At 32.8% G+C, this 12910-nt stretch carries 16 protein-coding genes and 1 pseudogene; all 17 read left to right on the top strand.

Features of this window, described 5'->3' with window-relative positions:
* Position 1: 1 nt before the first annotated feature.
* Positions 2-445, top strand: coding sequence for a hypothetical protein (locus D1J36_RS02720; protein WP_154137864.1), 444 nt, complete (start codon positions 2-4; stop codon positions 443-445).
* A gap of 67 nt (positions 446-512) precedes the next feature.
* Positions 513-2669 (top strand): TonB-dependent receptor, encoded by a 2157-nt coding sequence (locus tag D1J36_RS02715; RefSeq protein ID WP_154137865.1) that lies wholly within the window; start codon positions 513-515, stop codon positions 2667-2669.
* Between the two features lie 102 nt (positions 2670-2771).
* A complete protein-coding gene (locus D1J36_RS02710) occupies positions 2772-4649 on the top strand; it encodes an ABC-F family ATP-binding cassette domain-containing protein (protein WP_154137866.1) in 1878 nt (625 codons plus the stop codon).
* A gap of 57 nt (positions 4650-4706) precedes the next feature.
* A pseudogene (locus D1J36_RS02705) lies at positions 4707-5276 on the top strand (hypothetical protein).
* Positions 5277-5420: 144 nt separating this feature from the next.
* On the top strand, positions 5421-6071 hold the full coding sequence (gene upp / locus D1J36_RS02700; protein ID WP_064970840.1) for a uracil phosphoribosyltransferase: 651 nt from the start codon (positions 5421-5423) through the stop codon (positions 6069-6071).
* Positions 6072-6175: 104 nt separating this feature from the next.
* Positions 6176-6976: an enoyl-CoA hydratase/isomerase family protein gene (locus D1J36_RS02695; RefSeq protein WP_154137867.1), complete on the top strand. Its 801-nt coding sequence runs from the start codon at positions 6176-6178 to the stop codon at positions 6974-6976.
* 43 nt (positions 6977-7019) lie between these two features.
* Complete coding sequence (locus D1J36_RS02690) at positions 7020-7868, top strand: YicC/YloC family endoribonuclease (RefSeq protein ID WP_154137868.1); 849 nt, start codon at positions 7020-7022, stop codon at positions 7866-7868.
* A 22-nt stretch (positions 7869-7890) separates the two neighbouring features.
* Positions 7891-8451 (top strand): guanylate kinase, encoded by a 561-nt coding sequence (gene gmk, locus D1J36_RS02685; RefSeq protein ID WP_154137869.1) that lies wholly within the window; start codon positions 7891-7893, stop codon positions 8449-8451.
* Positions 8451-8900, top strand: a complete 450-nt coding sequence (gene nadA, locus D1J36_RS02680; RefSeq protein WP_154137870.1) for a quinolinate synthase NadA — start codon at positions 8451-8453, stop codon at positions 8898-8900. Before gmk ends, nadA begins: the two co-directional genes overlap by 1 nt.
* Positions 8901-8906: 6 nt before the next feature.
* The gene (gene folB, locus D1J36_RS02675) at positions 8907-9269 is read left to right on the top strand and encodes a dihydroneopterin aldolase (RefSeq protein WP_154137871.1); all 363 of its coding nucleotides are present in this window, start codon (positions 8907-8909) and stop codon (positions 9267-9269) included.
* Between the two features lie 108 nt (positions 9270-9377).
* Positions 9378-9755 (top strand): glycine cleavage system protein GcvH, encoded by a 378-nt coding sequence (gene gcvH, locus D1J36_RS02670; protein ID WP_154137872.1) that lies wholly within the window; start codon positions 9378-9380, stop codon positions 9753-9755.
* Between the two features lie 28 nt (positions 9756-9783).
* Positions 9784-10104, top strand: coding sequence for a VanZ family protein (locus tag D1J36_RS02665; RefSeq protein ID WP_154137873.1), 321 nt, complete (start codon positions 9784-9786; stop codon positions 10102-10104).
* A 473-nt stretch (positions 10105-10577) separates the two neighbouring features.
* Entirely contained in the window at positions 10578-10775 is a 198-nt protein-coding gene (locus D1J36_RS02660; RefSeq protein ID WP_004916839.1) for a hypothetical protein, read from the top strand.
* Between the two features lie 28 nt (positions 10776-10803).
* Positions 10804-11415, top strand: coding sequence for a GTPase domain-containing protein (locus tag D1J36_RS02655; protein WP_154137874.1), 612 nt, complete (start codon positions 10804-10806; stop codon positions 11413-11415).
* A 1-nt stretch (position 11416) separates the two neighbouring features.
* Complete coding sequence (locus D1J36_RS02650; protein ID WP_154137875.1) at positions 11417-11881, top strand: hypothetical protein; 465 nt, start codon at positions 11417-11419, stop codon at positions 11879-11881.
* A gap of 7 nt (positions 11882-11888) precedes the next feature.
* Positions 11889-12647, top strand: a complete 759-nt coding sequence (locus tag D1J36_RS02645) for a hypothetical protein (protein ID WP_014937404.1) — start codon at positions 11889-11891, stop codon at positions 12645-12647.
* Between the two features lie 24 nt (positions 12648-12671).
* Positions 12672-12899, top strand: coding sequence for a hypothetical protein (locus D1J36_RS02640; protein WP_064970830.1), 228 nt, complete (start codon positions 12672-12674; stop codon positions 12897-12899).
* Positions 12900-12910 lie beyond the last annotated feature (11 nt).

Below are 12910 nucleotides of genomic sequence, written 5' to 3'. Positions count from 1 at the left end.
AATGAAGTATTTATTGAGATTATCTTTATTGCTGATACTTTATTTCTGCAAATCTCAGGAAAACAAAGCTGTTAATATGGAAATTATATCTGCAGAAAAGTCTTTATGGTTTGGAGGAATCAAAGGGGTGAGAGGAGAAAGTTATAAAGTTATTTTATACAGTTCTCAAAAGGTAAATATAGATTTTCTAGGGTTTGAAATGGGAGGAACTTTATTGCCAACTAAAGTTAAATGTTTAGAAACAGGAGATACCAATAGATATTTATTGGAAGCCAGCTATACCTACCCTAGAACCGAAATGACTTATCCTGATAAAGGAAATAAAACTAATAAGGAAAATCTCAATAAATATTATATTGTTTATAAGGATAAAAAGCTAAGTAGAGAAATTTACAGAATAGAAATAAAATCATTTGTAGATACATCTAGCAGAAATAGTATTTAAAATTGATACTTTGGTAGGAGTTTATTTCCTACCAAGGTATTTTCATTTTAATCAAAAGAGAATAATAATGAATAAATTAACCACTTTTATCACTTTTTTATTAGTAACAAAAGCTATTGCACAGAATGTAGAAAAAGAAAAAGTTGTAGACAGTGTTGTCATAAGTGCAAGGCAAAAAGTAAAGCAAGAGAGGAGAGAGTTTTTTAAACAAGCCCAATCTACAGAAATTATATCCGCTTACGAAGTGGAAAGAAATAATCCTCACTTTATAGAGCAATCACTAGGAACAATGGCAGGAGTTCAGGTAGAAAAAAGAACTCAATTTGGAGGGCAAAGAGTTATTTTGAGAGGTTATGGTAACGACCAGAAATTCAATAACTGGGGAGTGAAGTTTTACCTCAATTCGGCACCAATTACTAATGCCGATGGTGTTACTGTTTTAGAAGATATAGATTTTTCTCTTATCAATAATATTGAGGTCGTTAAAGGTCCTGCCTCTACACTTTATGGTGGAGGTACAGGTGGAGCCGTGAGGTTCTATATGCGTCCAGAAACTAAAAAAGGGACTCATTTATCAGAATCTTTGGCTTTTGGTTCGTTTGGTTTGTTTCAGTCTAATACCAAGGTAGAAACTGTAACAGATAACGCAAATATTATGTTCAACTATGGGCATATAGGGAGTGATGGCTACCGTCCTAGAGGCAATACTAGGAAAAATAACTATGCCTTTATGGGGAATTTTAAACTGGCACAAACTCATAGTTTAATGGTGTATGCGAGTCATAACAATTCCTATGAAGGCGTTACAGGACAGATTTCTCTTCAGGATTATTACGATGGAAAAGACCCTGGCAATGCAGCTTATGCAAGAAAAAATGCGGCAAACCATTTCATTGCAACCAGAACTATTATAGGGCATCAGTGGAAAATCAATCCTAATGTTACCTATAATACCTCTTTATTTTATCATCATTTAGATACTAAGCGAACGGCTGCAGGAGCGGCAGAAAACTCTCAACAACCAAGCTATGGTGTGAGGTCTGAGCTAAAATGGAGTTATCCTATTTCTGAAGATTTTAAAAATGAAATGGAAACAGGTGGAGAATATCTTATTTCTAGAGCTTTAATCTCTAATTATCGTTTTGACGGCAGTTTGGATAAACCAGATTTACAGACTCGACCATTATCTAAAAGAGGTACTTATTTTAAGTATGATAATTATAATTTTTCGGTATTTCTTACCAATAGATTAACCTATCAACCTTTAGACTTATCTCTTCTTTTGGGTGTGAGTGGCAATAAGCAAGGTTATGATAGAACAGACTTGTTGGCTTATCCTGGACTGTTAGAAGGCTACAAACAAGATGCGTCATTCAAGAAAGATTTTTCTATGGTTTTAACCCCTCATATAGCATTACAAAAAAAATGGAAGAATCAATTATTTAATTTAAGCTATAGTGAGGGTTATAACGCACCTACAGCTTCCACAGCATTTGTTTCTGCTACAGGAAAAACTAATGATTTACTCAAAGCAGAGCGTGCTAAAATGTGGGATTTTTCAGTACACGGATTGCTAGGAAAAACGAAATTTGATTATCAAATATCCTTGTTTGATATCAGAGTTCAAGATAAGCTAACACAGCTTTGGGCTAGCGATGGTGCTGGAGATATGTACTCTTATTGGGGGAATACAGGAAATCAGTTCAATAGAGGACTAGAGTTGAGTCTAGGCTATTCTTATACATCTAATAATTTTATAAATAAAGTGTTACCGTATTTTAATCTTTCTAAATATGATTTTAAATATCAGTCCTTTAGTATGTTAGGTGAAGATTATTCAGGTAAAAAGGTGGTAGGTGTACCTTCGGTAAAATACTCCTTAGGGTTAGATTTTGATACGCGTTTTGGACTTTATGTTAGAAATACATTCAATTATTTAAGTGATGTTTATACTGATTTTGCCAACGAAATCAATGTAAAAGGTTTTCATCAATACAATGCCAAGATAGGTTATAAAAAGGAGTTTGGTAAGTGGAGTTTAGACGCTTATGTAGCAGGGAATAATTTAACGAATAGAGTCAACTATACCTTTCTATTTGTAGGGAATGCGATAGGCGATACTGATTTAGGTAATGGCTATCCTGTTGGGGTAACTACCGATGTTAATCCTGGTCCAGCAAGAGCCTATTTCTTCGGAGGGACTACCATTAAGTATAGCTTTTAGTAGAATATTCCATACTATTTTTAGAACCGTTTTAGAAGGGAAATGCCCAACTGAAACGGTTTTTTTATGCTATCTTTGCACTCAATTTCAATTTTCTAGAGAATGAATTACATCACTGCTGAAAATCTTACCAAATCTTACGGAATTAAAACTCTATTTCAAGATATTTCTTTTAACATCAATGAAGGAGATAAAATCGCCATTGTTGCTAAAAATGGAAGTGGGAAATCTACTCTTCTAAAAATTATTTTAGGAAGAGAAATTCCTGATAGTGGTTCGGTATTGGTAAATAAAGATATACAAGTGGTGCTTTTTGACCAAGAAATTACTTTTGATGCGGAGGATACTGTGGAAGAATTTATGATGAAGCTAGATTCAGAACCCATAAAAGCCGTTAGAAATTACTATCTGTCCTTACAATCTACGGATACAGCGTTTATTGAGCAGGCTCTCGCAGATATGGAAATTCATAAAGCGTGGGATTTAGAAAATGAAATGAAACAAATTCTCTTTCAGCTCAAAATTACAGACCTTAATGCCAAAATGGGAACATTGTCAGGAGGGCAAGTAAAGAGAGTTGCATTGGCAAAATTGCTTACAGAAACTAGGGCAGAGCATAAACATACGCTTTTGATTATGGACGAGCCTACCAACCATTTAGATGTGGATATGGTGGAGTGGTTAGAAAATTACCTTTCCAAAGCGAGGATTACTCTTTTGCTAGTAACACACGATAGATACTTTTTAGATAGTGTTTGTGATGTAATTTGGGAGATGGAAGACCAGCAACTATACATTCATCAGGGGAGTTATGCCACTTATTTAGAAAATAAAATGATTAGGGAAGAAAATCTACAATCTACTATAGATAAAGCCAATAATCTTTACCGCAAAGAATTGGAATGGATGAGAAGGCAGCCCAAAGCACGAACTACAAAATCTAAAAGTAGAATAGAGGCTTTCTACGAAACAGAAAAAGTTGCTAAGACAGATACTAGAAAAGACAGTTTGGAGCTAGATTTTAAAATGGAGCGTTTGGGCAAAAAGATTCTTGAGCTTAGAAATATCAACAAAAAGTATGATGATAAAGTGATATTAAAGGATTTTTCTTATCAGTTTCAGCGAGGCGAAAAGGTGGGGATTGTAGGGCAAAATGGAGCGGGTAAATCCACACTGCTTAATATTATCCAAGGGTTAGAAAACTATGATAGTGGAGAGATAGAAACGGGAGAAACTATAAAATTTGGCTATTTTTCTCAAAAAGGACTTACCTATAAGGAAGACGAAAGAGTAATTGATTTCATCAAAGAAATATCTGAAAACTTTCCATTAGCCAATGGTAGAACTATTTCTGCGTCACAATTTTTACGATTATTTTTATTTGATGACCAAGCTCAGTACTCACCCATTTCTAAACTTTCTGGAGGAGAGAAGAGAAGGTTACATTTAATGTATGTGTTGTATCAAAACCCTAACTTTTTAATTTTTGATGAACCTACCAATGATTTGGATTTACCTACCTTAAGCGTTTTGGAAAACTTTTTACAAAACTTTCAAGGTACATTAGCTATAGTATCTCACGATAGATACTTTATGGATAGAGTGGTAGACCATGTTTTGGCATTTGAGGGAGATGGTAAAGTAAGAGATTTTACAGGCAACTTTACGGAATATAGAACCGCTAAAGATTTAGAGCTAAAACAAAATAATAAGGAAAAAGAAAAAGTTGAAATTCCTCAGACAGAAAGAAAAGAACCTTTACCTAAGAAAAAACTATCTTTTAAAGAACAGAGAGAACTAGAAGAAATAGAAAAACAATTACCAAAGCTGGAAGAGGAAAGAGAAACTATACTCACACAGCTCAACGGAGAGACAGATTATGAGAAAGTGGCTAGTCTATCAGAATTGTTAGAAAAAAACGCCAAAGAGTTAGAGAGAATAGAGATGAGGTGGCTAGAATTACAAGAAATATTGTCATAAAAGGAGTTTTGGTATAATTATTGTTCTTAGCATAATAAATTAATTTAAACTATATTTATGAAAAAATTATTTTTAGGAGCTGTGGTATTTGCAGCAGGATTGTTTGGTACGGCTAACGCACAGATTCAAGAAGGAAACTGAATGGTAGGTGGTCAGGTAGCTAAAATGAGATTTACCAATGGAGTAAATTTAAATCTGACGCCTCAAGTGGGTTACTTTGTGAAAGACAATTGGGCTGTAGGTGCACAGGTAGGTTTAGATGTTGCTAGTGCAGGAGGAGGTACTGGTACTACCACTAATTGGACATTGGGTGGATTTACAAGATATTACTTCGGAAGTAATGAGATTGAAAGCTTACTTAAAAATGGTAGATTCTTCGCAGAAGGTACTGTAGGTTTCGGTGGAATCAATAACAGTGCTGGAAGTACAACTAATGGTGTTAACTTAGGTGTAGGAGCTGGTTACTCTTATTTTATTACTAAAAATGTAAGTTTAGATGCTTTATTAAAATTTGATACCGTAACAGGTGGTGGTAATACAGCAGGTAACGGAAACCTAGGACTTAATGTAGGATTCCAAATTTTCTTACCAACTTCTAAAGTAAAAGCGGCTTTAAAAGATCAATAGTAGAATTCTAAATCTAAAAGATAGAGCGAGAGGATATTTATTATCTTCTCGCTTTTCATATTATTGAATAAAAAATAGAGAAACTTACTAGGTCTATTGTTAAAAAATACCGAAATTTGTATCATAATAAAAGTAAGAAATAAGATGTTTACAGTATTATCAGAAGAGTTTTCATTAGTTACAGAATGGATTAACGATTTAAGAAATGTTTCCGTACAAACGGACAGAATGAAGTTTCGTCGGAATATGGAAAGAGTAGGCGAAATAGCCGCTTTTGAAATTAGTAAACATTTACCTTATAAAGAAGTAGAGATTACCACACCACTAGATAAAATTGTTTCAAGAGAAATAGAAACTCAACCTGTTATTACAACTATTTTGAGAGCGGGTGTGCCTCTGTTTCAAGGCGTGCTCAATTATTTTGATAAAGCAGATTGTGGTTTTGTAGCAGCGTATAGAAAGCACGATGCTAATGACTATTTTAGTATAAAACAAGATTATCTTACTTGTCCTAATATTGAGGGGCGACCACTTATTGTGGCAGACCCAATGCTAGCTACAGGAGCTTCGCTAATCGAAGCTATTAAAGATTTACTTACTAATGGTAATCCTTCACAAATTCATATAGTAGCCGCTATAGCGAGCAAAGAAGGCGTAGAAACTCTTCAAAAAGCATATCCAGAAGCCTATATTTGGGTAGGTGCAGTGGATGAAAAACTGACGGACAAAGGCTACATTACTCCAGGATTAGGAGATGCTGGGGATTTAAGTTACGGAGAAAAATTACAACGATAGGGTTGATTACAAATTTTTAAAAATCTTAACTGATAAAACTTCTGTGTATGAGCTTTTTTCATATGTGGAAGTTTTTTTATCTTTGGGAATAATAAACTTACTTTATGTACAAATTAATAGATGTAGATAACCATTTTGAAGGAAAGCTTCAAATCGCATATATCAATCAACCAGAATCGTTTAATAGTCTTAACAAGGTTGTTTTAGAAGAGTTATTGCACTTTGTAAAAGCTTGTGATGCAGATTCTAGTGTACGCTGTGTTGCAATTAGTGGCAAAGGTAAGGCGTTTTGTTCTGGTCAGAATTTAAAGGAGGCTTTAGATTATAAAGCAGAAGCCAATGAGGAACGCTTTATCCAAAGTATTGTGATAGATTATTATAATCCGTTAGTGAAGGCTATTGTTTATGCTAAAAAACCAGTAATTGCATTGGTTAATGGTCCTGCAGTTGGTGCAGGAGCAATGTTAGCTCTCATCTGTGATTTTGCAGTGGCGTCAGAGTCAGCGTATTTTTCATTAGCTTTTTCTAACATAGGGTTAGTGCCAGATACGGCAGGAACATACTATTTGCCTAAATTGTTAGGGCGTTCCTTAGCGAGTTATTTGGCATTTACAGGGAAGAAATTATCAGCTAAAGAGTCCTTAGAAAGAGGTTTGGTGGCAGATGTTTTTTCAGATGTTACTTTTTCGGAACAATCTTTACAAGTCCTAGAACATATTACTCATCAGCCTACTGTGGCATTGGGGCTTACAAAAAAAGCCTTTAACAAATCTTATCAGAATAGCCTATCAGAACAATTAGACTTAGAGAGTATTCTCCAGCAAGACGCCGCAGAAACTTGGGATTTTCAAGAAGGGATAAGAGCTTTTTTAGAAAAAAGGAAGCCTCAATATAAAGGTAAGTAAGTATTAAAATTTTTCAATTCATCTTTTATATATGGTATTATCTATGACAGGCTTTGGGAGAGCCGAAGGTACTTTTGAGAATAAAAAAATAAGTATAGATATTAAATCTGTTAATAGTAAAGGTTTAGACATCAATCTCAGAATGCCCTCAATATATAGAGAAAAAGAATTTCTGATAAAAAAAATAATCTCAGAAATGGTTTTAAGAGGGAAGGTTGACTGTTGTATCAATGTAGAAAATTTGGTTAAAGAGAGCCAATTGGTACTAAATAAAGAGATAATTCAAAATTATATTGCTCAATTTAAAGAGGTCGTTTCAGAAGATACACCAGACTTTGAACTTCTAAAAATGGCGATGAGGTTGCCTGATGCCACAACTTACAACGCCGAGGAAATGTCAGACGAGGAATGGAGTTTTATAGAAAAATTATTATTAGAAGCCATCAATAGCTTTACAGAGTTTAGAAAAACCGAAGGATTGTCTCTGCAAGAAGAATTACAAAAAAACATTACCAATATAGGTCTGAATTTAGAAAAAGTAACACCATTTGAGGCAGAACGGTTGGCTAATATTAAAGAAAAATATCAGAAAGCGTTGCAAGATTTTGAGAATGTAGATGAGACTAGATTCTACCAAGAGATGGCTTATTACACCGAAAAGTTAGATGTTTCAGAAGAAAAAGTAAGACTTGTTCAGCATCTTAAATACTATCAAGATACGATGCTTCAAGATGAATTTAATGGTAAGAAATTAGGTTTTATAGCCCAAGAGATAGGGCGAGAAATCAATACATTAGGTTCTAAAGCTAACCACGCAGAAATTCAGAAATTGGTAGTATTGATGAAAGACGATTTGGAAAAAATTAAAGAACAAACGCTTAATGTATTGTAAACGATAATAAAAAGGTAAAACATTGGATAAAGTTATTATATTTTCGGCACCATCGGGGAGTGGTAAAACCACATTGGTAAAGTATTGTTTAGAGAAATTTTCCAATTTGGAGTTTTCTATATCTGCTACGACAAGACAGCCGAGAGGTGCAGAGCAAGATGGTAAAGATTATCATTTTTTAAGTTTAGAAAAGTTTAAACAACTGATTTCAGAAGAAGCTTTTGTCGAGTACGAAGAAGTCTATACGGATAAGTTTTATGGCACATTAAAATCGGAAGTGGAGCGTATTTGGAAATTGGGCAATACCGTTATTTTTGATGTAGATGTAGTGGGAGGTGTTAATCTTAAAAATATTTTTGGAGAAAAAGCTCTTTCTATATTCATTGCACCGCCAAGCATTGAGGAGTTAAAAAACAGACTTATTTCTAGGGGAACTGATGATGAGGCGACCATTAAAATCAGAGTAGATAAAGCAGCGGAGGAACTTTCTTATCAAGATAAATTCGATAAAATTATCATTAACGATGATTTATCCATAGCTCAGAAAGAAGTAGAACAAGTGATTCATCAATTTTTAAACTAATGGAAGAAAATAAAAAAAATACCAAGACTAATCTACCAGTTCCAGATTTTTTAAAATATCAAGAGTTTCAGATGCCAGCAGATGACCGTTTAGAAGAAGAAATATTGAAGCTGAAACAGGAAAAACAAATCCCAATATTAGCTCATAGTTTATACGGGGCAGTATTTTTAGAAAAAGTATCAGACGCTTCGGGCAATCTTTTAGAAATAGCAAAAAAAATAGAAGAAAGAAAATGGACAAAAGTTCTATTTTCAGGGACGATGTTCCAAGCAGGGGTTCTTAAAGGTCTATTCCCAAACACTACTTTTTGGATACCTAAGGAAGTGAGTAAAGGTACTTTGGAAGAAGATTTTTATGATACTTTAAGAGAAGTTTACCTTAGTCTTAAGTATGAATATCCAATCGTGGAATTAGAAGACGATTCTCTTTTGGTAAATTATCAAAAATAAACAGTTATGGTGTCAAAAATCATTTTAGAGGATATTAAAATCTATGCCTACCATGGAGTTTTGCCAGAAGAGAATGTTGTAGGGACTTATTATCTAGTTAATTTAGAGTGTGATGTGGATTTATGGAATGCAGCTCAAACGGATAATTTGGAAGATACCATCAGCTATGCGGAGCTTAATGATATAGTACATCAGGAGATGAGTGTTAGCTCTAAATTGTTAGAGCATGTGGCAGGACGCATTATTAAAACTATTCTGACTAAATATCCTCAGATTACACATATTAAGGTTAAAATTACCAAAAAATCACCACCTATGAGAGGAGAAGTTCAAGGAGCTAGTGTGGTATTAGAGAAAGATAATAAATAATAAAGTTCTTTAAATCATAAGATTAAAATACTTTGTTTGAAAAACTCTATAAAATTTTGAACATATAATATAATTAAGTTATTTTTGAAGAAAAATAAAATATACAAAATGAATACACCAGCAGAACTAAAGTACACTAAAGACCACGAATGGGTAAAAGTTGAAGGTAATATAGCTACAGTCGGCATTACAGATTTTGCACAGTCTGAGCTAGGCGATATTGTTTTTGTAGATGTGGATAGCATAGACGAAACTCTAAATTCAGGTGAAGTTTTCGGTAGCGTAGAAGCGGTTAAAACGGTTTCAGACCTTTATTTACCATTATCAGGAAAAGTAGTGGAGTTCAACGAAGCGTTAGAAGATGAGCCAGAATTGGTAAACACAGATCCTTACGGAAAAGGTTGGATTATAAAACTAGAAATTGCAGAAGGCGTTGACCAATCAGAACTATTATCTTCTGAACAATATCAAGAAGTCATTGGTTAAAAAATACCACCATATTATAAAAATAGTAATGCCCATTTATTGGGCATTACTTACTTATGTCCTTCTCAAACCTGTGGGAGAGCATAAAGACTATTGGTTCCTATTTCAAGGGATAGATAAAGTAGTTCATTTTAGTATGTTTTTCGTGTTAGGTTTTCTATTTCGTTGGGCGTATCCCAAGGCTAGTGTATATACCTACTATTTTATCCTTGTTGCTTACGCTATTCTTACCGAAATTTTTCAGCAAGTTATGGCACTTGGGCGTTCTGCTGAGTGGCTAGACCTTTTAGCAGATACCATAGGCATGGTACTAGCCTATTATGTATATATTAAAATTACAAGAAAGTAAAATTTTAAATTCATAAATAGAGAAATTCTTTAAGCTCGGTGCGATGGTCATCGGGCTTTTTTTTGAACAATTAAAAAAGGATGTGTACTCAAAATAAAAAACAAGAACGACATATTTTGACGATATAAAGTAGTAATATTGCAGATATATAGGGTTTTAGCCTGCGTATATAGGTCTGTTTTAAAATAAATATTATCTTTGTTGTGAAAACATAAGATAATTATGAAAAGATAATAATTAAAACGATATATAGAGCATAAGGTGCTTACCATTATTTCATTCGGTTAAATCTGGTACATTTAAACAAAAGATGAAGTATAATGGGCAAAGGCGTGATTGCTCCCTTTTATAGGGACGCAGGCTGTTTTTTCCTATTTTCATCTCAGGTTTACCAGAACCCAACCGAATAATATGGACAAAAGCAAGTGCTGTGTCCTTTTTGTTTTCAGCAAAACCAATAAAAAAATAAGATTATGGCAGTATTATGGCGTGTTACAGTAAAGAAAAAGTACGGAACCGTAGCCTCGGGTATGTGGATAGAGTTGCTCTTCCAAAACAATAGCCAAATCCCGATGCAGGAAGATATCAGAAATGCACTGAATGCAAAGTATGGTAAAAACACTCTAAACGGAACTATACCTAAAGAGTTTTTGGAAATTGTGAAGTTGTAATTAAATTTAATAATTAAAATAAAATTATATGATACCAATTATAATAGGAGTAGTAGCATTATTTTTTTTTCTATTTAAAGACTTCTTTAAAGATGCAAAAAATGGAGATAATCTCTGTGTTATAGGGATGCCCCAAGCAGGGAAAACGAGATTTCTTAGCTATCTAAGAAGAATCCCTTTTTTGGGAGTTAGTACAGACGAGGAGACTCATGAGGATTTTGTTATTAGGCTTAAAAATGAGATTGAGATTAATATAAAAAAAGCCACAGATTTGGGAGGTATGGATACTTATAGAGAAAAATATTCCTCACTTATTGAAGATTCTCAGTATATTTTCTTTTTCTTTAATATAAAACAATATCTTGAGAATGAAGAAGAATATCAAAGAAAGTGCAATAGTAGGTTTTTACAAATATTTATGGATTTTGAAAATACAAAAAAAAGTGGAGGTAGAAAAAAGAAAATAATTTTGTTCGGTACGCATAAGGATTTATTGACTATTTCCGAAACAGAGGCTCTGAAAAAATTTAAACAGTTGATTGAAAAAAAGAAATATAAGAATTTTAAAGATAATGTATTGTTAATTGATACAACTAAAGATGAGGAGTTAAAACTAATAGTAGAAAAAATTTTTGCATAATATGGAAAGAATACTTATTTCACAACGAGAAGACGCTAGTACTAATGAGTTGCTAGTTTACAATGGTCTGTTAATTACAGATAAAAATGAGGTTTTAAAACATGCGAAAAAAGTTATTTATAACGATGATTTTAAGCAAGTATACAAAGACGATTTTGTTAAAGTAAAAGTAAAAGATAATCGTCTGTACCTAAGTTCTTATTATACGAATAAAGATAATGTAGGCAGAAGAATTCACTACACTTATTTGATAGACGCAAAAGATAATTTAGATATTGTTTTATCTTATTTAGAAAAAGATTCTGAAGTTTTAGATAGGCAAATTGAAAAGGACAAAATACGAAACATCATAGAACAAATAAAGACAAATGAAATTTTAAAAAATAGACTATCCAAGTTGTTTTTGGGGATGTCTATCGTTTTGGGAATAGTTGTGTTATATTATTTTTTTAAGAAAATCCATTGATAAAAATATGAAAACAGAGAATCCAGAACTTATAGTATTTCAAGAAGATGAAATAGCATTAGGGTATCCATATCTTTCAGAAACTAAAAATTTACCTTCTGATATAGCGGTTAAATCATATGAGTTTGATTTAGAAGACGTGAGAAATGAATTTCATATTATTGGTGGTAATCCAAGATTACAAACAGTATTGTATAAACATCCCTATCAGGAAAATACATATATAAATGGCGATATTGATAATATTGAGAGTTTTTTTTTAAAAGAAAAACTTAACTTATATATGGATTTTGGGAGGTTACTTGGAGCAAAATCAATAAATGTTAAAGTTACTTCCTTTAAATCAGAAGAAAGAGAAATGGACGCTTCTGGTGAGGTAAAATACAAGGTGGTAAACATTGATTCATCATACAAGAAAGAGGAAGAGAAAAAGTTAACTAGTACTATTGAAATTAGTAAAGAATACGAAAAAAGTGATAATTTTAATTTGTGTAATAACATAGACGAGTTAAAAAAAAGAATAGATAATCTTAATCTTTATCATGAAACAGAGCTAGTTAGTTTAGTGAGGGAAAGAGATTCTAGGGATGGAGGTGTTTTTAATAGTAAAACTAGAGTAAAGTCAACTATAACATCAGAATATAGAAGAGCGAGTGAGTTTGCTTTTAATTTAGCGGCAACGCCTGTTTTTGAACTTAATTCTAAGGTTAAAAATAGTGTTAAAAATGTAAATGAAATAGAAGTGGATATTGAGTTTATATTTTAATTATCTTTCATGTAAAAAAATAAAATGAACCAAATAGATTTATACAACAAAATAGCAGATATTGCTTTAAATGCTAAAAGACCGATTAAAATTTCGGAGTTAGCAAATATATTAGGTGTTGAAAAAAATGGTAGGAATATACATAATTATATAAGGGGTGCTTATGGGCATTTCAAAAGAAATAATGACCAAATTACAGCAGGTAAAATAAGTGGTGTTTTTACAGATGAAAATGGAAATTATGTATATTAATTGAAAAAATG

This window comes from Riemerella anatipestifer (genome assembly GCF_009670965.2).
GTDB lineage: Bacteria > Bacteroidota > Bacteroidia > Flavobacteriales > Weeksellaceae > Riemerella > Riemerella anatipestifer_B.
Note: the sequence above shows the minus strand (reverse complement) of the source record. Positions and strands in the feature narration are given on the sequence as shown.